Raw genomic sequence first — 23,118 nt, 5'->3', positions numbered from 1 at the left:
CCCCTCGGGGACGTCCCGGAACACGTCCTCGGGAAGACCCCGACGGGCGGGGTGCACCACGCCCCGTTCACACGTTCTTCGCGGGCCGCGTGGAATGGGCGTGCCACCCGTGACCGTTGAGTTGAACCATGACTGTTCTTCGCGCACTCGGCTCCTCCGGCCTCGAGGTCTTCCCCCTCGCCCTCGGCGGCAACGTCTTCGGCTGGACCGCGGACGAGGCGGCCTCCTTCGCCGTGCTCGACGCCTACGCGGCCGCGGGCGGCAACTTCGTCGACACCGCCGACTCCTATTCGGCCTGGGCCGACGGCAACTCGGGCGGTGAGTCCGAGACCGTCCTCGGCAGGTGGCTGAAGGCCCGCGGCAACCGCGACGACGTCGTGATCGCCACCAAGGTGAGCCAGCACCCCGAGTTCCCGGGCCTGTCCGCCGACAACATCAAGGCCGCCGCGGACGCCTCGCTCCGCCGCCTGGACACCGACCGCATCGACCTCTACTACACGCACTTCGACAAGACCGAGGTGCCTGTCGAGGAGATCGTCGGCGCGCTCGACGAGCTGGTGAGGGCGGGCAAGGTGCGGCACATCGCCGCCTCCAACATCTCTCCCGAACGCCTCCAGGAGTCCCTGGAGTTCTCCGACCGCGAGGGCCTGGCCAGGTACGTCGCCCTCCAGCCGCACTACAACCTGGTCTCGCGCGACACCTACGAGGGCGGCCTGCAGGACGTCGCCGCCCGCTTCGGTCTCGCCGCCGTCCCGTACTTCTCGCTGGCCTCCGGCTTCCTCACCGGCAAGTACCGGCCCGGTACGACGGTGGAGAGCGCCCGTTCCGCCGGCGCGGCCAAGCACCTCGACACGGAGCGCGGCCGCCGGGTCCTCACCGCCCTGGACGAGATCGCTCGGGCCCACGACACGCAGGTCGCCACGGTCGCCCTGGCCTGGCTCGCCGCGCAGCCGACGGTGGCCGCACCGATCGCCTCCGCCCGGACGCCGGAGCAGCTGCCCGCGCTGCTGGCCCTGGCGGACCTGGAACTGACGAGCACCGAGATCGCCGCCCTGACCCGGGCTTCGGCCTGACCCGAGGGGTCACCCGGCCGGGAAGGCAGCCGTTGGCGGGACGGCAGCCGTTGGCGGGACGCGGTGGCTGCCGGGACGGCGGTGGCTGCCGGTGTCCGTCGGCCGGCCCTGCGGCCCAGCGGTACGGGTAGGGCCTGCGGCCCAGCGGTACGGGTAGGGCCTGCGGTCTAGCGGTACGGGTAGGGGGAGGGGCGCGGGTCCGCCGGGTGTCCGGGGCCGCCCTGACCCGTGGGGTGCCCGGGGGCCGGTCCGGCCGGGCCGCCGTACGCGGGGCCCGGCGGATACCCGTAGCCGTACCCCGGGCCGGGGGCCTGACCGTACGGCTGGAGCGGTCCGTGACCCGGACCGTACCCGTACGCCCCGTGCACCGGCCAGGGAGGCGGAACCACCCGGACCGGAGGCGCCGTCATCCGGGCCGCGTGGTCCAGCGCGGGCCGGGCGACGTCCTTGCGGCGCCACAGCTCGTTCAGCAGTTCCCGCTCCCGTACGACGAAGTCCGCGTTCGCGCGTCCTCGTCGGCCCCGGTGCCGAAGGAACGCGAGGGACGTCGCGTACGCCTCGTACCGGGCCACCTCCCGCGCCGCCGCCTTGCCCAGGTGGCGGCCGGCGTGGTTCCTGGCCAGCCGTCGGGCCCGCATCGAGGCGAGGGCGAACGGCTCGGCCGGGGTGAGCCAGCCGGCGGCCGCGTAGGCGGGCAGCTCCTCGCGGACGGTGCGCAGCTCCCGCTGCCGGGTCCACACCACCAGCCAGGTCAGCAGCCCGAGCGCGGGCAGCATGAACGCCGCGTACACCGCGAAGAAGCCGAACTCGCCGAACGTCGACGAGCCGTTCCACAGGGCGTGCATGCCCATGGCGAGAAGCAGGCCGCCCAGCGGAAGCAGCACGCGTCGCAGGTGCTGACGGTCCCCGGAGAGCGCGGCGACGCCGAAGCCGATGCCGGTCAGCACGGTGAACAGGGGGTGCGCGAACGGCGACATGATGACGCGCACGAAGAAGGTCGCGGCGGTGACCGAGGCGATGCCGGTGTCGCCCGTGAGCTGGTCGGTGCCGAAGGCGGTGCCGAGGTAGAGGATGTTCTCGGTGAACGCGAAGCCGGTGGCGGTGATCCCGGCTATGACGACGCCGTCGACGATGCCGGTGAAGTCCCGCCTGCGGAAGAGGAACACGAGCAGGACGGCCGCGGCCTTGGCGGACTCCTCGACGATCGGCGCTATGACGGTCGCCCCCAGGGTGTCCGCGCTGGACGGGTCGGCCGTGGCGGTGGCTATCCAGCGGGTCGCGAAGCTGTTGGCGACGATGGCTATCAGCGCCGCCGCGCACGCGCCCCAGGCGAAGGCGAACACCAGGTTGCGCCAGGGCCCCGGCTCGACCCGGTCGAGCCACCGGAAGGCGGCGACGAGCAGCGGCACGGGCAGCACCGCGAGACCCAGCCCGACCAGGAAACCCTCGGTCCCGGTCTGTTCGCGCACCAGCGCGAGGATGACCAGCCCGGACAGGGTGAGCAGGGTGATCAGCGCCCCGTACCGCACCCATCTGCGCTGCCACCAGTGCGCGTGCCTGAGCACACCGTCCTCGGGCGCCCCGCCGGGCGGATGCGGCGGGTAGGGCGGAAACGGAAAACTGATGGCCACGGCATCGACCCTAACGAGGGAGGGGACTGTGGTGCGGAGGGCGGTCGGTCGGTGATCCTTTGACCGGTCAGCGATCCCCGGGCCGGACGCGATGCTGTACGCGACGGAAGAGCAGATCGTTCACCACGTGGCCCTTGTCCAGACCCTGCCCCTCGAAACGGGTCAGCGGGCGGAACTCGGGCCGGGGCGCGAACCCGCCGTCGGTCCGGGTGTTCTCGAACTCGGGGTGCCCGGTGAGCACCTCCAGCATCTGTTCCGCGTACGGCTCCCAGTCCGTGGCGCAGTGCACGATCGCGCCGGGCTTCAGCCGCGTCGCGGCCAGGTCGAGGAACTCCGGCTGGATGAGACGCCGCTTGTGGTGGCGCTTCTTGGGCCAGGGGTCGGGGAAGTAGACCCGCAGCCCGTCGAGCGAGTCCGCGGGCAGCATCTCGCGCAGCAGGATGATCGCGTCGCCGTTGGCGACCCGGACGTTGGTGAGCCCGTGGTGCTCCGCGAGGTTGAGCAGATTGCCCTGGCCTGGCGTGTGCACGTCGACTGCGAGGATGTCGGTCCCCGGGTCGGCGGCCGCCATCTGCGCGGTGGCCTCGCCCATGCCGAAGCCGATCTCCAGCACGACCGGGCGCTCGCCGCCGAACAGCCCGGCGAGGTCGACGGGGTGACCGTCGATGTCCAGCCCCCACTTGGCCCACAGCCGCTGCAGCGCGTCCGCCTGCCCGGCCGTCACCCGGCTGCGACGGGGCTGGAAGCTCCGGATACGCCGCTCGAAGTGCGAACCGGCGGGATCGGCCTTCGGCCCGTCGGGGAAGCGGGGCTCCCCCTTGGCACGGGTGCGCCGGACGGACTCACCCGGGTGGTGGTGCTCGCCGCCGGGGGAGGGCTGGGGGGCTGCGGGGGTGTTCACGGAATCAGACACAGTGAGGACGATTTTACGGGGGCCCGGCAGGTGGGTACGGCGCGGAGCCGGGCGTGCGGAGCCGGGCGCGCGCCCGGCGACGCCGTGGCTCACGCGCTCGTCAGCGCGTCCAGCGCTCTGCGGGCCACCTCACGGCCGATCGGCAGCGAGGCCGTCGCCGCCGGAGAGGGGGCGTTCAGCACGTGGACGGCCCGCGGGCCCTCCCGGATGAGGAAGTCGTCCACCAGGCCGCCGTCCCGCAGTACCGCCTGCGCCCGCACCCCGGCCGCCGTGCGCACCAGGTCCCCCTCCTCGACCGCCGGCAGCAGCCGGCGCACCGCGTCGACGAACGCCGCCTTCGACACCGACCGCCGCAGCTCGCCCAGCCCGTACCGCCAGTGCCGTCGCCCCATCCGCCACACTCCGGGCCACGCCGCCGTCGCCAGGGCCTCCCCGGGCCGTACGACGCCCCACCCGTAGCCCTCGCGGGCCAGCGCCGGCACGGCGTTGGGTCCGACGTGCACGCCGCCGTCGATGCCTCTGGTCAGGTGCACCCCGAGGAACGGGAACGCGGGATCGGGCACCGGGTACACCAGTCCGCGCACCAGGTCGGGCCGGGCCAGCTCGTAGTACTCGCCCCGGAACGGCACGATCCGCACCTCCGGCTCGTCCCCCGTCAGCCGGGCGATCTCGTCGCAGTACAGCCCGGCGCAGTTCACCAGCACCCGGCCCCGTACGACGTCCCCGCGCGAGGTGAGCACGGCGACCCCGCGCTCGGGGCGCCGGTCGATGCGCACGACCTGCGCGCCGTAGCGGATCTCCGCCCCCGAAGCCGCCCCCAGCTGCTGTGCGACGGCCGAGTAGTCGCAGATCCCGGTGGTGCCCACATGGAGGGCGGCGAGCCCCCGCACCTCGGGCTCGTACTCCGTGATCTGGGCGGCGCCCAGTTCCCGCACCGGGATCCCGTTCTCCCGGCCGCGCTGCGCCAGCGCGTGCAGCCGGGGCAGCTCGGCCCGGTCCGTGGCGACGATCAGCTTGCCGGTCACGGCGTGCGGGATGCCGTACTCCGCGCAGAACTTCGTCATCTCGACGGCGCCCCGCACCGCGTACCGCGCCTTGAGCGAGCCCGGCCGGTAGTAGATCCCGCTGTGGATGACGCCGCTGTTGCGCCCCGTCTGGTGCCGGGCCGCTCCCGGCTCCTTCTCCAGCACCGTCACCCGCGTGCCGGGCGCCGCCCGCGTGATCGCGTACGCCGTGGACAGCCCGACGATGCCCCCGCCGACCACGAGCACGTCACAGTCGTGAGCGATCTTCGACACGTGCACACCACCTCCCGGCATCGATAGTGCACTGCGCCACTGACAACGCCTTCAAACCCGGGGCGGGGCCCCTCATGGTTCAGGGGCGCGGGTCCTTCCCTCGTCTTCCCGCGCCCACCTGCGCACGGCTCACTTTCACGCCGGCGTCATGAGCAGCGGCCGGGCCCGCTCCCGCAGCTCCACCACGCGCGGCTCGTCGCCGTAGGGCTCCAGCCGGTGCAGCAGATCCTTGACGTACTCCGTGGTCCGCGCGGACGAGATGCGCCCGGCCACCTCCACCGCCCGCACCCCCTGCTCGCAGGCCGCGTCGAGGTTGCCCGACTCCAGCTCGGCGACCGCCGAGACCACGAGCCGTAGCCCGTGCGACCGCACGAACTCCTCCGTCGGCTGGGACAGCGCCTGCTCGGTGAACCGCCGCACCTGGCGCGGCGCCTTCAGGTCGCGGTAGCACTCGGCGGCGTCGGCGGCGAAGCGGTCGTAGGAGTAGAAGCCGAGCCAGGACGGGTCGTGGTCGCCCTCGCGGGACCGCTCCAGCCAGCCCTCGGCGGCCTTCAGCGCCGCGCCGGCCGCGTGCGCGTCCCCGGCGCGTGCGTGGGCGCGTGCCTCGACGAGCCGGAAGAAGCTCATGGTGCGCGCGGTCGCCAGCCCTCTGTTGCGCTCCAGCGCGGCCTGCGCGAGGTCGACGCCTTCGTCGCCGAAGCCGCGGTAGGTGGCCTGCAGCGACATGGAGGCCAGCACATAGCCCCCGAGGGGTACGTCGGCCGCCGCGCGGGCCAGCCGCAGCGCCTGGATGTAGTACCGCTGGGCGGCCTCCTGCTGGCCGGTGTCGAAGGCCATCCAGCCCGCCAGCCGGGTCAGCTCGGCGCTCGCGCCGAACAGCGCGCGTCCCACTTCGTCGGAGTACGAGCCGAGCAGCAGCGGGGCCGCCTCCACCCGCAGACATTCGGGGACCATGGACGAACGCCAGTCGCCGCCTCCGTACTTGGAGTCCCAGCGCCTGGCGTCCTCGGCGGCCTCCCGCAGCTTCTGCACGTCGCTGTGGCCGACTTTGAGCGGTGCGCCGGACTCCTCCACGAGGTGGACCTCCCGCGCCACCGAACTGTCGGCCGGGGTTATCAGCCACCTGGAGGCGGGCGTGGCGTACGCGCTTACTGCGAACGATCCGGCCAGTGACTGCCAGATGCCTCCGGAGCCGGCCCGGCGGCCCGCGAGATCGAGGCGGTAGAGGTCCGTGGCGGAGCGCACGGCCTGGCCGACGTCCCTGGGGAAGGCGAGGCCCACTTCGGGCGCGGGATCCGCGTCCGCCAGGCCGATCTCGTGGAGCGGCACCGGACGGCCGAGCTTCTGACCGATGGCGGCAGCGATGAGGTGGGGCGCGGCGCCCTGCGGCACCATGCCCTTCGACACCCAGCGCGCCACGGAGGTCTTGTCGTAGCGAAGAGTCAACCCGCGTTGAGCGCCGAGGTCGTTGACGCGTCGTGCGAGTCCTGCGTTGCTGATTCCCGCGAGGGCGAGAACGGCGCCGAGTTTTTCGTTCGGCCCGCGTTGCTCCCTGGACATTGCGCCACCCCTCGACACAGACGGCTGCCGCGCTGGCATAACCATGCGGCATTCGTAAACCCAGCGTAGTTCGCCGCATCCCAAGCGTTAAGGGGCATTCTTCCGGTTGGCGGGATTGTGGTCCGTACGAAAATGCGGACGCAGGTACGGACGGTCGCGGTGTGCTCCCGCCCGTGTGGCCGTGCGCCCGGCCGTGCGCTCTTCTCCGGCCATCGGCGGAACGGTTCCATGGGCCGTGCGTGGGTCGGCCCGCTGTACTGGATCCAGTGGGCTGGGGGACACCGCCGCCTTCATCCCCGCGGGTGGCGGAGCGGTCCGGGGGGCGGACTCCGCCTCCCGGACCGGCGCGGGCCTTCGAGGCACGCGCGTGTGTACGGAGCGTGTGCGAAGCCTGCTCGACGCGCTCCCAACGCCGGACGTACGCCCGGGATTTGGCCGAAAAGCGACCCTGTGTTCCGTGGGCGACAACGCCTCTCACCACGGAAATCGAGGGCGCGCAGGGCGTCTTGGGGGAGCGTACCGGGGGCGCATTCAGGTCGTGGACACCGGGGTGCGCGCGGTCGCACGGGTCGGCGCCGCCGCGATGGCGCGAGCGCGCTCCCAGGATCACAAGCGGTGCCGCCTCCCTCTGTGGTGCGCTCTTCGTGGCAGCATGGTGAACCGTTCGTACGGTGCACTCGGTTGTCCACAGCCTGTGGAGGCGTCGATGCGGTGGTTGGTGGGGTGGAGCAGCACCGCCGCGGGCGCGCTCGGCGGGCCCGTCGGCCACGACGGCCGCCAGGGCGACGGCGCGTCCTACGGGGGCCAAGTCGGCTACGAGGGCGAGACCTTGCAGCCCGTCGGCTCCCACCTTCTGTGGGGAGACCCCGATCCGCTGTGGGCGGTCGGCGACTGGCGCCCCGACGAGGTGCGCGTGGTGAAGGCCGACGCGCAGACCCGGATCGCCGTCCTCGGCACCTGCGGCGCGACCGACGAACAGCTGCGCGTCGGGCTGTTCGCCGCGCGCGGAGGCGCACTTCGGCACCTCACGGCCTGGGCGGGCAGTTACACGGCGATCGTCCAGGTCGGCCGGCGCATCACCGTCTGCGGCGATCTCGCGGGCGCACGCCCGGTGTTCCACACCCCCTGGGCGGGCGGCACGGCCTACGCCACGGCCGCGCTGCCGCTCGCCGACCTCATCGAGGCCAACCTCGACTTCGGCCACCTCGCGGCCCTGCTCGCCGCCCCCGACGTGCCGGCGGCCCTGCACGACTCCACCCCGTACGACGGCGTGCGTCGCGTTCCGCCCGGGCACGCGCTGATCCTGCGCGCCGGGGCGCGCGAGATCGCCGGGTACGAGCCGGTCGCCTCCCTCGCCGTGGCCGCGCCCCCGGCCGACCCCGACAGCGCCGTCGACGCCGTACGCGACGCGCTCGTCGAGGCGGTGCGCGCGCGGCTGTCCGCACCCCGGCACGTCCCCGACATCGACCCCGGCCCCGTCCCCGGCATGGGACCCGCCGAGCGGCGCGCCGCGCGCGGGATGCCCGTTCCGGGCATCGGCGCGGACCTCTCCGGCGGCCCGGCCTCCGGCACGCTGGCCCTCCTCGCGGCCGGCCTGCCCGGCAGACCGGGCACACTGCTCGGCCACGGCACGGGCGCGGGGGAGCGGCTGCTGGCCGTCACCTTCAACGACCTGGCCGTGGGCGGGCGCGAGGCCGAACTGGAACGGGCCGGCGCCCTCGCGGCCAACCCGCGGCTGCACCACGTCGTCGTGACCGGCGGCGAGGAAGCCCTGCCGTACGCCGACCTGGACGGCCCGCTCACCGACGAACCCGGCCAGAGCCTGGTCACGGCCGCCCGCCACCGCGCCCGCCTCGCCTCGGGCAGCGCCGACCACTTCACGGGCTACGGCGCCCGCCAGGTCCTGGACGCCCACCCGGCCCGCCTGGCGGACCTGTTGATGGACCGCAAGCGCCGCCACCTCGTGCGCCCGGTCGCCGCGCTCACCAAGGCGGACGGCTCCGTGCTCGTCCCCGCGCGCGTGTACGGTGCGGCCCGACGGCTCGCCCGGACGCCGTACCGCACCGGCCTGGAGGGACTCGCCGACCGGCTGCTGCACCGCAGTTTCAGCTTCGACGACCCCGCCGGCGCGGTCGGCGCCTCCCTGGCCGCGCTCTCCTGGGGCGGCGTCGGCCCGGCCGCACGCTGGCTGACCGGGGAGGCGCTGGCTGAAGTATCGGTTCGCCTGCAGGGCGCGGCGCACCGCACCGGCGTGGGCCCCGGCCAGCGTCCCGGCGACTACCGCGCGCGGTCGGCCCTCACCCGGCACGCCATGGACCTGCGCGTCCTGGAACAGGCCGCCGAGATCCGCTCGCAGCGCCTGCACGCCCCGTTCCTCGACAACCAGGTCGTACGGGCCTGCCGCGCGCTCCCCGAGACGCTGCGCGTGCAACCCGGGGCGCGCGCCGCGATCCTGCGCACCGTGCTCAAGGGCGCCGGCGTCACGGAGCTCCCGCACGGCTGGGGCGCCCCCACACAGGCCTCCGCCACCGCGGCGGCCCGGGCCGGTCTGCGCATGGCCATGGACCCCCTTCTCACCCTCTTCGAAGCCCCGCTCCTGGCGGAGGCCGGCCTGGTCGAGGCCAGAGTGGTCCGCAAGGCCCTGCGGGCCGCCGCGGCGGGCGAACCCCTCCCCCTGGACGGACTCGCCGACCTGATCTCCCTGGAACTCTGGCTCCGGCGCCTCCTGTCCCGCAGGGGCACCTGCTGGACCGGCACCCCGGCCCGCGCCCGCGCGGTACCGGCAGGCATCGCCCCCCAACGCCGGGCGGTCTCGTCCGGGGGGTGACGGCCTGGCGGCGGCGGTGGAGAAGGTGGCGGTGGCGGTGGCGACGATGACGGGCCGTCCTGCCCGGGGAGGGCGAGTGTCCGGCCCTGGCGGGGCCGCGGTTCTCACGCTCTCGGCAGCTCACCGCTGGGGGCGGTCGGCCGGGAGTCGGTCCCTGCCCCGCCCGTCGTTCCCGGACGCCGACGCGGTGAGGACGGGCGCGACGGCGGTCCGCGCGGCCGAGGCCGCCGACGCGTCGCCCGAATTTCCGTGCCCCGTGGCCCGCCGCCGGGCGACAATGAGCCGGTGCGGTACAGAATCCTGGGCGTCACCCAGACAGAGGACGACCAGGGCAGCGCCGTATCCCTCCCCGGCGCCCGCCTGCGGACCCTGCTCACGGCCCTGGCCCTGCGCCCGGGACGCGTCACCGCTCCGGAGACCCTCATCGACGAGGTCTGGGCCGACGACCCGCCCCAGGACGCCCTCGCCGCCCTCCAGGCCCTGGTCGGCCGACTGCGCCGCGCCGTCGGCAAGGACGTCGTCGTCTCCGCGCCGGGCGGGTACCGGCTCGCCGCGACCGAGGACGACGTCGACCTGTTCGTCTTCGAACGGCTGATACGCCGGGGCGTCGAGGCGTTGCGGCGCGGCGACGCCCCCACCGCGGGGCGCACCTTGGACGACGCCCTCGGCCTGTGGCGCGGGCCCGCCCTCGCCGACCTGCCCGACCGCACCGCGGCCGTCCGCGCCGAGGCACTGCGCCTGGAGGCCGTCCGGGCCCGTGCCGAGGCCGACCTGCTCCTCGGGCGGGCCCGCGAAGCCGTCCCGCGCCTGACGGAACTGACCGCCGCGCACCCGTACGACGAGACGCTGCACGTCCTCCTCATCCGCGCCCTGCGCGACACCGGCCGCGCCGCCGACGCCCTGGCCGTGTACGAGTCCGCCCGTCGCACCCTCGCCGACGGTCTCGGCGCCGACCCCGGGCCGCAGCTGCGAGCCCTGCACGCCGAGCTCCTGACCCGCCCGGAACCGACCCGCCCGGAACTGATGGGCCCGAAGTCGATGGCCCCGGAGTCGACGAGCCCGACGCCGACCCGCCCTGAAGAGGCCCCCTCCCGACCCGACCGCCCGGAGACGACCCGCCCGAACGCATCTCTCTCGCCGCCCCGGAACCCCGAACGCACCGGCAACATCCGTCCGCGTCTTAACTCCTTCGTGGGCCGGGAACCCGAACTCGACTCCATCCGTTCCGAATTGCACAGGGCCCGACTGGTCACGCTCACCGGACCGGGAGGCTCTGGGAAGACCCGTCTGTCCGAGGAGGCCGCCGCCGGGCTTCCGCAGGCGTGGCTGGTCGAGCTGGCGCAGCTCGAACGGCCGGAGGCGGTGCCGGACGCGGTGGTCAGTGCCCTCGGTCTGCGCGAGACCGTGCTGCTGACCACCGAGATGTCGACCCCGCAGGACGACCCCGTCGCCCTGCTCGTCGAGCACTGCGCACCGCGCAGCCAGCTCCTGATCCTTGACAACTGCGAACATGTCATCGGCGCGGCCGCCGCCCTCGCCGAGACCCTCCTCACCCACTGCCCCGGGCTCACGATCCTCGCCACCAGCCGTGAACCCCTGGGCGTCCCCGGCGAGTCGGTCCGTCCGGTCGAGCCCCTCCTCCCCGACCAGGCGCACCGTCTCTTCACCGAGCGCGCGGCCGCCGTCCGCCCCGACGCGGCCGCCGTGCTGCGGGACGAGGAGGCGGTCGCGGAGATCTGCCGCCGGCTGGACGGGCTGCCGCTGGCCATCGAGCTGGCCGCCGCCCGGCTCCGGCTGCTCACCCCGCGCCAGATCGCCGACCGCCTCGACGACCGCTTCCGCCTCCTCACCTCCGGCAGCCGCACGGTCCTGCCCCGTCAGCAGACCCTGCGAGCCGTGGTCGACTGGTCGTGGGATCTGCTCGACGAGCCGGAACGCATGCTGCTGCGCGAGCTGTCCGTGTTCGCGGGCGGCTGGGACCTGGAGGCCGCCGAGGCCGTGTGCACCGGCCCGGTCGCCGACGGCGTGGGAGCGCTCGTCGACAAGTCCCTGATCGTGGCGGCCCCGAGTGAGGGGTCCGGCAGCGCCGGCATGCGCTATCGCATGCTGGAGACGATCCACGAGTACGCCGTCGAACGCGCCGCCGAGCTCCCGCAGTGCCGTGCGACGGCCGAGCGGCGACACCGCGCGTGGGTGCGCGCGCTCGTCGAGCGGGCCGACCCGCTGCTGCGCTCCGCCGAGCAGCTCCCCTGGATCTCCCGTCTGGAGACCGAGCTGGACAACATCCGCGTGGGCCTCCACCGCGCGCTCACGGCGGCCGACGAGGAGGAGGCGGCCGCCGTCTGTCTCGGCGCGGGCTGGTTCTGGTGGCTGCGCAACCACCGTCGTGAGGGTGCCGAGTGGACCGACCGAGCCCTGCGCCTGGGTGCGGTCCTGGACGCCCTGAGTCTCTCCGGGGAGGAGAGCGTCCCCGCCGATCTCGCCGCCCGCATGGCCGTCACCGACCCCGTGGACGCCTTCCTCGACGCGGCCGCCGAGGACGACGGACACACCGGGCGCTCCCAGCGGATGGACCTGCGGATGCAGCACATGTTCCTGCTGTCCGAGTCCGAGACCGAGCCGGCGGACCGGACGGCGAACGTGCGCCGCCGGGAGTACCTCGCCCGGCTGCGGGCCGTGTACGAGCCCGGCGGTCCGCGGGCGGCCCGCATGCCCGGTCTCATCTGGCCGCTGACGGCGTTTCCCGCGCGCGACACGGTGGACGTCCGCAGGATGCTGGACGGGGCCGTCGCCAACTGCCGCGAGCACGGCGGCGACTGGGAGCTGGGCTGCACCCTGATGTTCCGCATGCACATGGTCGTCGACTCGCCCGGCGGGCTGCACGGCCTGGACGACGACCTGGAGGAGCTGCGGGTGCTCAGCCGGCGCGTGGGCGACCGCTGGATGCGGGCCCAGGTGTGCGGGGTGGCGGGCGAGGCGGATCTGGCGCGCGGCCGCTTCGCGGACGCGGAGCGGGAGTACCGCGAGGCGCTGCGGCTCGCCTACGAGGTCGGGGCGTACGCCGAATCGCCGTTCCTCGTCGTGCGGCTCGCGGAGATCGCCTACCGGTCGGGCGACCTCGAAGGGGCCACGGCCGCGCTGGACGAGGCGAACGACGCCGCCGACCGGTACGGCGTGGCGGACGTGCGCGCGTTCGCCCTGCTGCTGCGCGGCCACATCGCCCTGGACCGGGGCGAGCTCGCCCGTGCGCGGGTGCTGTGCGACGAGACCCGGGTGGCGATCGGGCTGGGCACCCCGCCACCGCAGGTAGCGGCGTTGGTGGGAGTCCTGGACGCCACCCTCACGGCTGCCGAGTCCCGGCCCGAGCGCGGTCTGTCGATGCTCGCCGACACGCTGAGACAGGCGGTGGCTCACCAGTGCGCCGAGGCGGTCACCTCGCCGATCGTCGACGGCGCGGCGCTCCTCCTCGCCGAGATCGGGGACTTCACACGCACGGCACGCCTCCTCGCCGCAGCCGACGGGCTGCGCGGCCCGTACCCGCGGCCCGCTCAGCAGCGCGCCTGCGCCGAGCGGGCCGAGGCCGCCGCCCGCGAGTCCCTGGGCGCGCAGCGCTACGCGGCCGAGCGCACCCGGGTCTCGCACCCGACGGTGACGGACGCTCTGCGCGAGCTCACGGAGGCGGTGCGCGTCCACCCGGCCCCGCCCGGCCCCCGGGCGGCTACGAGCAGGTGAACCCGGACTCCGCCCAGTCGGCGAGCGTCACCGGGCCGAACGGGCCGTGCGGTTCGACCACCAGTCGCACCCGGGCCGGCCCTGCGAGGTTCACATGGACGGGCACGGCCGGGTCGCCGCCCGCGACCACCCCGGACGACCAGAGCCGGTTCCCGTCGGCGTAGACGGCGAAGGAGACCTTGCCGAGCTTCATCGTCAGGTCGTCCACGCCGAAGAGCGCGTCGTAGGACGTGCACCGCCGGTTGAGGTCGACGGTGACGGAGGAGCCGCCGCGCACGGTCACCCCGCCTTCGTAGCGCCGGTCCGCGATGGACAGCGCGGACCGCTGCCACACCCAGCTGCTGTCGCGGAGCAGGATCTCGGGCCCGCTTGCGTCGCCGGTGACGTCGAAGGCCAGCTCGTTCAGCCGGTAGACGGTCGGCGCGGGCGGAGGAGTGGGCGCGGGCCGCGGAGTGGGCGCGGGCGTCGGGACGGGCGCCGGCGCAGGCGCCGCCGTCGGCGGGGGGACGGGGGCCGGGGTGGGCGTCGGGGACGGCACGGACGAGGGGGTCGCCCGGGGAGCCGCCGTCGGCGTCGTCGGCGCCGCCACGGGGACGATCACCGCGGGCCGGGGCTCGGGTTCCCCGGCGCGTGCGGACGGGGGCGTGGGCGTGGGCGTCGGCTCCTCGGGCCGCGCGACCGGAGCGGGCGCGGAGGCCGGGGGTCTCGCCTCGGGCGGCCCGGCGGGGTGGCCGTGGCCGACGAGCGCGAGGGCGACCGCGGCCGCCGCCACCGCGACCACCCCGGCCGCGATGCCGGCCTTCACGGGCGCTCCCAGTCCCTCCGCGGCCGCCGCACCGCTCCCGGCGCCGCCCCCGCCAGAGGAACCGCTCGCCGCGACGGCCGCGCCCGCGACGCCCGCCGCCCCCGCTCCCGTGCCGCCGGCGACGAGCGCGAGCGCCTTGGCGTACCCGGCGGCGCCGAACCAGCCGATGACCGCGACCGGTACGACGGCGGGAATGCTGCCGGCCACCTCCTCGATCTGCAGGGCGGCCAGCCGGCACTTGGCGCACTCCTCCAGGTGCTTGCGCAGCCCTCGTTCGGCACGGGTGCGCAGGCGGCGGCGGGCGTAGGTGCCGAGCTGGTCGGCGTAGTGGGCGCACTCCTCGTCGCTGGTGAGGGTGGCGCTGACGTGCGCCTGGAGGTAGGCCTGCTTGAGACCCTCGCGGGCCCGGCTGGCCAGTACGCGCGTGCCGTTGGCGTCGAGGCCGAAGAGCATGGCGACCTCGCTCGGCGACTCGTCCTCGACCTCGGTGTGCCACAGGACCGCCTGCCAGCGCTCGGGCAGCGAGAGGAAGGCCTGCATGGCCATCGACTGCTCGGCCTCGTGCATCGCGCGTACGTCGGCGCCCAGCTCCAGCCCCGCTCCGAAGGATCCGAAGGAGCCGGCGGACGCGGTGTCGTCGGCGACGTCCGAGGAGCGGGCGGACTGCGCGGCGAACACCGCGAAGTCGTCGACGAGCTGTTCCCGCTTCGCCGACCGGGTCCAGTCCGCGGCCACGCGCCGCACGCAGGTGAGGAGATAGGCGCGGACGGCGTACTCGGGCCCTGAGCCGCCGCGCACCGCCTGCAGCATGCGGGCGAAGACCTCGGCGGTGAGATCGTCGGCCGTGTGCGCGTCCCGGCAGCAGGTGCGGGCGTAGCGGCGTACGGCGTCGGCGTGGCGCCGGTACAGCTCCTCGTACGCCGTGTCGTCGCCCGAGCGCATCCGGCCGATCAGATCGGTGTCGGCGGCCGGCAGGGCGCGGGGCGGCGGCAGGATGCCGTCGGCACGTCCTTCGCGCTGCGCCGGAACCGTCTCCGACGGCTCGTCCGGCGCAGGGGCGACCGGTTCGCGGGCCGGACCGCGTGCGCGGCCGCCCTGGCTCGGCACCTGCTCGTCCCGACCGTCAACGCTCATCGCGGAAAGCCCCCGCCCCGACCCGCGGTCCCGACCACCGGGTCAGAGTGCCATATCGGCTTGTGGTCAGAACCCCGTGCGGCGGGCCGCCCACCCGTCCGTGGGGACCTGCCGCAATCCAGTACTACCTTTCCACCGACAGGGCGAGGTACAACTCCCGCCCTGTCGGCGTGCGTTGAGGTCCCCGGCCGTGCGGTGCCCGGTATGCCCGAGCGGCGGAGAGGGGGCGGGGGCCGCGTGGCCCCCGCCCCCTCCTCACCCTTACGAGACCCACCCCCAGAAGGTCCGCCCTTGCAGGACGCCTCCCGAGGGACCCGCTCCGGCGAACCGGACCGGACCGGACCGGACCGGGTCAGGACGACCGCGAGCGCAGGCCCTCCAGCAGGATGTCCAGCAGTCGCGCCGAGGCCGCCGCCTGCTGGGCCGGGTCGGGCAGCGACGGCGCCGCCGTCGCGATGACCAGCAGCACGTCCGACACCGACACGTCGGCGCGCAGCTCGCCCGCCTCCCGCGCCCGCTCCACGAGCCGGCCCACGACGTCGAGCAACGCCGCGGCGCCCGTGTCGTCGACCGCGGCCGTGGAGCCGCCTTCGGGGACGAGCCGCAGTTCGCCGCCGCCCGGCTGGGTCCGCTGCTGCGGCACCCGCGCCGCGTCGGCAGGCGTCGCCTCGGCGTCGTCCTCCGCGACCCCGACGCGCAGCACCTGCGGCGGCAGCAGCCGCCCGGCTCCGGACGCCACGGACGTGCGCAGGAAGCGCGACAGCGCCGACCACGGCTCGTCCTCCTGGCCCAGCGCGGCCCGCGCCTGGTCGGTCAGCCGGGAAGTCTCCTCCTCGGCTATCCGACGCACCAGGACGTCCTTGCTCGGGAAACGCCGGTACACGGTGCCGACGCCGACCCGCGCGCGCCGCGCCACATCCTCCATCGGCGCGCCGTAGCCCAGCTCGCCGAAGACCTCGCGCGCCGCTCGCAGTACGTGTTCCAGATTGCGCTGTGCGTCCACGCGCAGCGGTGCCGTCCGCGCGCTGTCTCCTCGTCCGCCGCCCACCGCGGCGCCGATCGCGCCACTTGGTGCGAGAGCCGACGCCGTCGACCAATGCGAGTTCTGAATGGTCATGATTGATCCCCCGGTAATGACGTCTCCCCCCGGAGACGCTCCCCGCAATCGAAAGCCGGGGTGTGCAGCACAGGGGACGGTCTCCGTGGACCCGCCCGTCGCAGACCCGCGGAGCGCTTCCCCCTGACACCCCGTCGACACACGAACATAGTTGAGTGGGAGTCAATTCAGAAGGGGCAGGTTCCGCACGGAGCGCCCCCCGATCGGAGTACGGGTCGTATACGTCCCGATTGCGCCCCTTCCCGCACCCCGGCGCACGCCCTCTGACCTGCACATCTGCTGCTCACTCCGGTGTTTCGGCCAACCCCGGGCCCACGCGACTCGCGGTCACACAAATTGTCGGGGCTGTGGACAAACTCCGATGTCCGGTGCGTCATGGGATGGTGAAGGAACGTGCGCGCATTCTCGTTGTCGGCGGCGGCTACGTCGGGATGTACACGGCCCTGCGGCTCCAGCGGAAGCTCAAACAGGAACTCGGCCGGGGCGAGGCCGAGATCACGGTCGTCACACCTGACCCGTACATGACCTATCAGCCCTTCCTTCCCGAGGCGGCCGCGGGCTCCATCTCCCCCCGGCACGTCGTCGTGCCCCTGCGCCGCGTCCTGCCCCACTGCCGGGTCCTGGTCGGCGAGGTCACCGCCGTCGACCACGCCAAACGCACCGCCACCCTCACCACCCTCGCCACGGAGGAAGAGGGCACCGGCCCCCGGCAGCTGACGTACGACGAACTCGTCCTCGCGCCCGGCTCGATCTCCCGCACGCTGCCCATCCCCGGCCTCGCCGACTTCGCCATCGGCTTCAAGACCGTCGAGGAGGCCATCGGGCTGCGCAACCACGTCATCGAGCAGATGGACATCGCCTCCTCCACCCGCGACCCCGCCATCCGCGACGCCGCCCTCACCTTCGTCTTCGTCGGCGGCGGCTACGCGGGCGTGGAGGCGCTCGGCGAGCTGGAGGACATGGCCCGCTACACCACCCGCTACTACCACAACATCCAGCCCGACGACCTGAAATGGATCCTCGTCGAGGCTTCCGACCGGATCCTGCCCGAGGTCGGCGCCGACCTGGGCCGCTACACCGTCAGCGAGCTGCGCCGCCGCAACATCGACGTACGCCTGAACACCCGCCTGGAGTCCTGCGCCGACCGTGTCGCCGTCCTCAGCGACGGCGCCCGCTTCCCGACCCGCACGGTCGTGTGGACCGCCGGCGTCAAGCCCCACCCGCTCCTCGCCGCCACCGACCTGCCGCTCACCGAACGAGGCCGGCTGAAATGCACCCCTGAGCTGACCCTCGACGGCGCCACGCACGCGTGGGCGGCCGGAGACGCCGCGGCCGTCCCCGACGTCACGGCCGACGTCCCCGGCAGCCAGACCGCCCCCAACGCCCAGCACGCCGTCCGCCAGGCCAAGGTGCTCGCCGACAACGTCGCCCGCTCCCTGCGCGGCGAACCCCTGCAGACGTACTCCCACAGATACGTCGGCTCGGTCGCCTCACTCGGCCTGCACAAGGGCGTCGCCCACGTCTACGGGCGCAAGCTCAAGGGCTATCCCGCCTGGTTCATGCACCGCGCGTACCACCTCAGCCGCGTGCCCACCTTCAACCGCAAGGCGCGGGTGCTCGCCGAATGGACCCTCTCCGGACTCTTCAAACGGGAGATCGTCTCCCTGGGGTCACTCGAACATCCCCGCGCGGAGTTCGAACTCGCTGCCGGTGGAAAGCCTTCTGACGAGCCTTCCGGCGACCCGAAGGGGTCGTCCTGACCCGATCCAGGAACTCCGCCGACCACCCCCACGTCTGACGAATGTCGGCCCGGACGGCGGCCGCACTGCCAGACTGCCCCCTGCTCATCGCCCTTCCCGAGCCCCTTTCGAGCCCCCCTTCCGAGCCGGGGCGGACCATCACCCGCCCCCGCCAGACCCACGAGCTGTTCCCACGTGCCCCACACCCCGGGTGCTGTAACAATGTGCGGCCACCGCCGCACGGCCCCCGGAGCCCAGGCCGGGCCCGGAGCCGGCCGACGACGACTACGCGAGGCAAGGATTCGTGAACTTCACGCGCTGGAGCGCCCGGCTCCCCGGAACGCAGCGCCGCGCCGCCGCGCGAGCCGAGCACCCGGTCACCACCACGGACCGACGGAGCGAGGGCTCCGTGCCAGCGGCCCGCGCCGAACAACACACCGACGGGCCGCCCCCGGTGCCCGCCGTCGACGAACTCCCGGTCCGTGAGGTCCTCGACCGCGTCCCGGCCCTCGTCGCGCTCGTCCATGGCCCGGACCACCGCCTCGCCTACGTCAACGACGCCTACAAGGCCGCCTTCGGCGCCCGCTCCTGCGGCGAACCCGCCGCCGACGCACTCCCCGAACTGCGCGACCTCGGCCTGCTGCCCCTCCTCGACCAGGCCCTGCGCAGCGGCAAGCCCCGCACCCTGAAGTCCCGCAAGGCCCCTGACGGCCGCCACTACACGTTCACCTGCACCCCGGCCGCCGAGGACAACGGCAAGGGCGCCGTCCTGGTCTTCGCCACCGACGTCACCGACCACGCAGAGGCCGCCGAACGCCTCAGAACCAGCGAACGACGCCAGCGCGAGACCGCCGTCACCCTCCAGCGCTCGCTGCTGCCCCAGGAGCTCGAAGAGCCCGACGACCTGCGCATCGCCGCCACCTACCAGCCCGGCGGCACCGAGGCCGCGGTCGGCGGCGACTGGTACGACGTCATCACGCTGGGCGGCGGCCGTACCGCCCTCGTCATCGGCGACGTCATGGGCCGGGGCGTCCGCGCGGCCGCCGTCATGGGCCAGCTCCGCACGGCCGTCAGGGCGTACGCCCGCCTCGACCTGCCCCCGCACGAGGTCCTCCAGCTCCTCGACGGCCTCGCCACGGAGATCGACGCCAACCAGATCGCCACCTGCGTGTACGCCATCCACGACCCCAACGAGGGCAGCCTGGTGTACGCCTCGGCGGGCCATCTGCCCATCCTCGTCCGCGACGACAACGGCACCGTCCTGCGCGCCGACGAGCCCACCGGCCCTCCGCTCGGCACCGGCGGCTGGATGCACGCCTCCGGCTCGATCCCCCTCGGCCCCGGCTCGACGGCCGTCCTCTACACCGACGGCCTCGTGGAGCGCCGCAACGAGGACCTCGACGAAGGCATCGCCGCCCTGGAGCGCGCCCTGGCCGGTGCCACCGGCAGCCCCCAGGTCGTCTGCGACCGACTGGTCCGCTCGGCCGGCGTCACCGCCGACCACGACGACGACGTCGCCGTCCTCGTCCTGCAGCACCCGGCCCGCACCGGCCCCGACGGCGAGCTGTTCCGCAACGCGGCCCTGGAGCTCCTCGGCGGGGTGGAAGCCGCACCCCGCGCGCGTGCCTTCGCCTCCGGCGTCCTGACCAGCTGGCGCTTCCCGGCCGACCTGCACGACCTCGGCGTCCTCGCCGCCAGCGAACTCGTCGCCAACTCGCTCCAGCACGGCATCCCGCCCATGCGGCTGCGGCTGCGCCGCACCGACCGCCGCCTGATCATCGAGGTCACCGACGGCGACGACCACCTCCCGCGCCGCCGCCGAGCGGAACCGGGCGACGAGTCCGGCCGGGGCATCGCCATCGTCGCCACCATCGCCTCGAACTGGGGCAGCAGACGCACCCCGGGCGGTGGAAAGGCCGTGTGGTGCGAGTTCGTCCTGCCGAAACCGTCCGACTGAGAGCAGGCCGGGGAAAGGCCCGAACACGGCCCGAACGCCCGTTCCCCCGCGCGCGGCATCTAGGCGAACACGTCCCCCGGTGCTAGTAGCTCCCCATGGCAGACGCAACGGGCTTTGACCTCAAGGGAAGCGCTCCCGAGCGCTACGAACACTACGTCGCGCCCCTCATGGCGCCCTTCGTCACCGCACTCGTGGACGCCGTGGACCTCTACCCCGGCGCCACCGTCCTCGACCTCGCCTGCGGCACGGGCTTCGCGGCACGTGCCGCCGCCGCACAGACCGGCCCCGCCGGCCGGGTCGCCGGCACGGACCTCAACGAGGGCATGCTCAAGATCGCCGTGGCATGCCACCCACGCCTCTACCCGGACATCGAGTTCACCCCCGCCCCCGCCGACGACCTCCCCTACCCCGACGCCGCCTTCGACGCCGTCCTCTGCCAGCAGGGCGTCCAGTTCTTCCCCGACCTCGACGCGGCCCTGGCGGAGACGGCCCGTGTCACCCGCCCCGGCGGCCGCTTCGCCGCCACGGTCTGGGCCCGCCTGGACGACTCCCCGTACTTCCTGGCCCAGCTCCGCGCCCTCGAACAGTTCGACGGCCCGGACGCGGCGGCCACCTTCCGGGCCGCCTTCGACGCCGCGGACCGCCTCACCGCCGCCCTCGACCGCGCCGGCTTCCACTCCACGACCCGCCGCGACCTCACATTCGCCGTCGACCTCCCCCCTCTGGAGGACTACGTCGCCGGCCACCTCTCCGCGATCCCCTGGGGCCGGTCGCTCATCGACTCCGGAGGCGACGAGGCCCTCACCCGCGCCGCCGAGACGATCCGCGCCCACCTGCCCGCAGCGACGACGACGTTCCCGTTCACGGCGACCCTGGTGACCGCGACCCGCTGACCGCGCCGCCCCGCGTCAAGAGGCGAAGCCGGACAAGAGGCGAAGTCGGACAAGAGGCGAAGTCGGACAACAGACGAAGACAGAAAGGCGGCCGTCGTCCCGAAGAACGACGGCCGCCTCTCCACAGGGAGCCCGGCGCACGGCCGGGCAGGCTCAGGCCTCCGCCCCCACGGGCTCCACAGCGGCCCCACCACGGGCCACGACCCGGTTGCGCACCAGCCACGGCTGATCCTGGACGGCGGTCAGCCGCCGCCCCAGTCGCAGCGCCAGGTAGGTGATCCCGAGCGAGAACAGCAGGAACGTGACGATGTACGGGGCGGGCAGGGAGGCCCCCATCGGCCCGCCCACCGCCGGCCCGACCGCCAGCGCCAGCTGCTTCACCAGGGCGAACGCCGAGTTGTACTGGCCCGCCAGCCCGGCCGGCGCGAGATCCGCCACCAGCGGCGCGACCGTCGGCGACAGCATCGCCTCACCCAGCCCGAACAGCGCGTACGTCGACACGAACGCCGCCGTCGCCATCGCCTGGCTGCCATGTCCGAGCCCGGCGTACCCGGCCACGACCCAGGCCACCGCCCAGATCAGCCCGACAGCCGCGATCACCCGAGACCGCTTCTGCCGCTCGACGAACTTCAGCACGGCGAACTGCGCGACCACGATCATCGCCGTGTTGGCGGCGAGCGCGGTTCCGAGGGCGGACGTCGAGATCCCGGCGGCCTCGACGCCGTACGCGCTCAGCCCGGACTCGAACTGCCCGTAACAGGCGAAGAACAGCACGAAGCCGAGCACGCACAGCTGCACCATGGCCCGGTTCCCGAGCATCTGCTTCCAGCCGCCCCGCGCGGACTGCGGGACGTCCCCCACACGCGGGGCGTGCGGCAGTCGCACCGTCGACATCACCACGGCCAGCAGCAGGAACATCGCCGCCTCGATGGCGAACAGCAGCGTGAAGGAGGACACGCGCGTGGTGTCGACGAGGTGCCCGCCGATCAGCCCGCCGACGCCGAGCCCCAGGTTCTGCAGAAAGAACTGGGTCGCGAACGCCCGCGAACGGGTCTCCGAGGTCGAGCTGTCCACGATCATCGTCGCCAGCGCCGGCTGCATCACGGCCTGACCGGCCCCGAGCGCAGCCGCGGCGGTCAGGACGGCGGTGGCGTTGCCGGCGAGCCCCAGACCCAGTGAGCCGACGGCGGCGGTGACCAGGGCGGTGAGCAGGACCGGCAGGGGACCGCGCCGCACGATCGCCCGGCCGGCGAACGGAAGCACGATCAACGCGGCCACGGCGAACACGGCGAGGACGAGCCCCGCCGTCATGGCCCCCAGCCCCCGCACCTGCGCCACATAGACGTACAGATAGGGGACGGTGAAGCCCAGCCCGAACGCGCTGAGCGCGTTGCCCACGTGGATCCGGCGCATCGCTGCGCCCATCGCCCTGGTCACGTTCACCTCTCTCAGACAGTGCCGACGCGCCTTCGGGGCGACGACACCTTGGGAAGCTTCCACTGCCTCAGTACTTAGCACCGAAGACTTCAAAGCTAAAGTTCGAGATTGAACAGTACACCTCGAAGTACTTCAATGCGAATGGGGCCCGTGCGATACTTCGTCCATGGGCGACACCCCCGGCACGATCGGCACCGGCCTCGGCGGCGAGCCGACACTGGAAGAGCAGATCGCCGCCTACCAGCGCGAGTTCCAGGACCTCGACCCCCAGGTCGAGAAGATCGTCTCGGCGCTCTCCCGCCTCAACCGCCGTATGAACGTCGCGTACGGCCGCCAGACCGCCGACCTCGGCATCAGCAACGCCGAGTGGGAGGTCCTCAAGGCCCTCGTGCTCTCCGGCGCCCCCTATCGCCTCGGCCCCAGCGACCTGGCCAAGCGTCTCGGTCTGACGCCGGCCGCCATGACCCACCGGATCGACCGCATGGTCGCCGAGGGACTGGTGACCCGTGAGCGGGACGAGTCCAACCGGGTCCGCGTGATCGTGGAGCTCACGCCCGAAGGGCGCGAGAAGTGGCTGCAGGCGATGCGCATGGCGACGGTCTTCGAGGGGGACCTCCTGCAGGACCTCACCGCCGACGAGCGCACCAGCCTCGGCGAGGTCCTGACCAGGCTCCTGCGCAGGGTGGAGCACGCCCAGCCGGACGCCGGCGGCAGGCTCAGCGACCTCGACTGATCCACGGGTCCGACCCGCAGGAAAAGATCTTGACAGGGGGTGCTTGACACCGCCATGCAGGATCAGTAAAGTTCTTCGGGTTGCCACGGAGCCGTAACGGTTCTTCGGTAGCACCTCCGCCGCAGCAGCGGCACAACAAACCACAGCACGATCTCCCGACGGGGTTGAATTTCGGCATGCCCGAATTCAATTCGAATAGGGGCCGGCAGCCCGATTAGGAACTGCCCACCGGATCCGCTAAGGTTTGAGACGTCGGAACGGCCCAACGG

The 23,118-nt window shown here is 73.7% G+C and carries 14 protein-coding genes; 7 read left to right on the top strand and 7 right to left on the bottom strand.

Features of this window, described 5'->3' with window-relative positions:
- The first annotated feature begins 128 nt into the window (after window positions 1-128).
- The gene (locus tag Sri02f_RS31505; protein ID WP_109004742.1) at window positions 129-1,073 is read left to right on the top strand and encodes an aldo/keto reductase; all 945 of its coding nucleotides are present in this window, start codon (window positions 129-131) and stop codon (window positions 1,071-1,073) included.
- A 167-nt stretch (window positions 1,074-1,240) separates the two neighbouring features.
- Here Sri02f_RS31505 and Sri02f_RS31500 read toward each other — a convergent pair whose 3' ends face one another.
- The 4 genes from Sri02f_RS31500 to Sri02f_RS31485 form a co-directional block, all read right to left on the bottom strand.
- On the bottom strand, window positions 1,241-2,704 hold the full coding sequence (locus tag Sri02f_RS31500) for a PrsW family intramembrane metalloprotease (RefSeq protein WP_373865144.1): 1,464 nt from the start codon (window positions 2,702-2,704) through the stop codon (window positions 1,241-1,243).
- 67 nt (window positions 2,705-2,771) lie between these two features.
- The gene (gene trmB / locus Sri02f_RS31495; RefSeq protein ID WP_174855744.1) at window positions 2,772-3,617 is read right to left on the bottom strand and encodes a tRNA (guanosine(46)-N7)-methyltransferase TrmB; all 846 of its coding nucleotides are present in this window, start codon (window positions 3,615-3,617) and stop codon (window positions 2,772-2,774) included.
- Between the two features lie 89 nt (window positions 3,618-3,706).
- On the bottom strand, window positions 3,707-4,936 hold the full coding sequence (lhgD, locus tag Sri02f_RS31490; protein ID WP_109004739.1) for an L-2-hydroxyglutarate dehydrogenase: 1,230 nt from the start codon (window positions 4,934-4,936) through the stop codon (window positions 3,707-3,709).
- Between the two features lie 114 nt (window positions 4,937-5,050).
- Window positions 5,051-6,475, bottom strand: coding sequence for an NsdA family TPR-like regulatory protein (locus Sri02f_RS31485; protein WP_109004738.1), 1,425 nt, complete (start codon window positions 6,473-6,475; stop codon window positions 5,051-5,053).
- A 706-nt stretch (window positions 6,476-7,181) separates the two neighbouring features.
- Between Sri02f_RS31485 and Sri02f_RS31480 the strand changes: the two genes are divergently transcribed.
- Window positions 7,182-9,302: an asparagine synthase-related protein gene (locus Sri02f_RS31480; RefSeq protein ID WP_109004737.1), complete on the top strand. Its 2,121-nt coding sequence runs from the start codon at window positions 7,182-7,184 to the stop codon at window positions 9,300-9,302.
- 285 nt (window positions 9,303-9,587) lie between these two features.
- Window positions 9,588-13,034, top strand: coding sequence for an AfsR/SARP family transcriptional regulator (locus Sri02f_RS31475; RefSeq protein ID WP_109004736.1), 3,447 nt, complete (start codon window positions 9,588-9,590; stop codon window positions 13,032-13,034).
- Here Sri02f_RS31475 and Sri02f_RS31470 read toward each other — a convergent pair.
- Both Sri02f_RS31470 and Sri02f_RS31465 read right to left on the bottom strand, forming a co-directional pair.
- Window positions 13,021-14,973, bottom strand: coding sequence for a sigma-70 family RNA polymerase sigma factor (locus Sri02f_RS31470; protein ID WP_109004735.1), 1,953 nt, complete (start codon window positions 14,971-14,973; stop codon window positions 13,021-13,023). The genes Sri02f_RS31475 and Sri02f_RS31470 overlap by 14 nt on opposite strands.
- 352 nt (window positions 14,974-15,325) lie before the next feature.
- Window positions 15,326-16,090: a TetR/AcrR family transcriptional regulator gene (locus Sri02f_RS31465; protein WP_109004734.1), complete on the bottom strand. Its 765-nt coding sequence runs from the start codon at window positions 16,088-16,090 to the stop codon at window positions 15,326-15,328.
- A 380-nt stretch (window positions 16,091-16,470) separates the two neighbouring features.
- On the opposite strand from Sri02f_RS31465, the gene Sri02f_RS31460 reads away from it, so the two are divergent.
- The 3 genes from Sri02f_RS31460 (at window position 16,471) to Sri02f_RS31450 (ending at window position 20,679) form a co-directional block, all read left to right on the top strand.
- On the top strand, window positions 16,471-17,850 hold the full coding sequence (locus Sri02f_RS31460; RefSeq protein WP_109004733.1) for an NAD(P)/FAD-dependent oxidoreductase: 1,380 nt from the start codon (window positions 16,471-16,473) through the stop codon (window positions 17,848-17,850).
- Window positions 17,851-18,133: 283 nt separating this feature from the next.
- Window positions 18,134-19,786, top strand: coding sequence for an ATP-binding SpoIIE family protein phosphatase (locus tag Sri02f_RS31455; RefSeq protein ID WP_109004732.1), 1,653 nt, complete (start codon window positions 18,134-18,136; stop codon window positions 19,784-19,786).
- 95 nt (window positions 19,787-19,881) lie between these two features.
- Complete coding sequence (locus Sri02f_RS31450; protein WP_109004731.1) at window positions 19,882-20,679, top strand: class I SAM-dependent methyltransferase; 798 nt, start codon at window positions 19,882-19,884, stop codon at window positions 20,677-20,679.
- 153 nt (window positions 20,680-20,832) lie between these two features.
- On the opposite strand, the gene Sri02f_RS31445 is transcribed toward Sri02f_RS31450, so the two are convergent.
- On the bottom strand, window positions 20,833-22,116 hold the full coding sequence (locus Sri02f_RS31445; protein ID WP_245970896.1) for an MFS transporter: 1,284 nt from the start codon (window positions 22,114-22,116) through the stop codon (window positions 20,833-20,835).
- Between the two features lie 166 nt (window positions 22,117-22,282).
- Here Sri02f_RS31445 and Sri02f_RS31440 point away from each other — a divergent pair, with 166 nt between their 5' ends.
- On the top strand, window positions 22,283-22,849 hold the full coding sequence (locus tag Sri02f_RS31440) for a MarR family winged helix-turn-helix transcriptional regulator (RefSeq protein WP_069773598.1): 567 nt from the start codon (window positions 22,283-22,285) through the stop codon (window positions 22,847-22,849).
- The last annotated feature ends 269 nt before the right edge of the window (window positions 22,850-23,118 follow it).

The sequence above is a fragment of the Streptomyces rishiriensis genome (genome assembly GCF_003112535.1).
Lineage (GTDB): Bacteria > Actinomycetota > Actinomycetes > Streptomycetales > Streptomycetaceae > Streptomyces > Streptomyces rishiriensis.
This window is presented reverse-complemented; position numbering and strand designations above follow the sequence as displayed.

Coding starts and splice junctions, on each gene's coding strand:
- Sri02f_RS31480 (WP_109004737.1), top strand. CDS start 7,182: ATGCGGTGGTTGGTGGGGTGGAGCAGCACCGCCGCGGGCGCGCTCGGC.
- Sri02f_RS31465 (WP_109004734.1), bottom strand. CDS start 16,090: ATGACCATTCAGAACTCGCATTGGTCGACGGCGTCGGCTCTCGCACCA.
- Sri02f_RS31470 (WP_109004735.1), bottom strand. CDS start 14,973: ATGAGCGTTGACGGTCGGGACGAGCAGGTGCCGAGCCAGGGCGGCCGC.
- lhgD (WP_109004739.1), bottom strand. CDS start 4,936: ATGCCGGGAGGTGGTGTGCACGTGTCGAAGATCGCTCACGACTGTGAC.
- Sri02f_RS31485 (WP_109004738.1), bottom strand. CDS start 6,475: ATGTCCAGGGAGCAACGCGGGCCGAACGAAAAACTCGGCGCCGTTCTC.
- Sri02f_RS31460 (WP_109004733.1), top strand. CDS start 16,471: ATGGTGAAGGAACGTGCGCGCATTCTCGTTGTCGGCGGCGGCTACGTC.
- Sri02f_RS31505 (WP_109004742.1), top strand. CDS start 129: ATGACTGTTCTTCGCGCACTCGGCTCCTCCGGCCTCGAGGTCTTCCCC.
- Sri02f_RS31450 (WP_109004731.1), top strand. CDS start 19,882: ATGGCAGACGCAACGGGCTTTGACCTCAAGGGAAGCGCTCCCGAGCGC.
- Sri02f_RS31440 (WP_069773598.1), top strand. CDS start 22,283: ATGGGCGACACCCCCGGCACGATCGGCACCGGCCTCGGCGGCGAGCCG.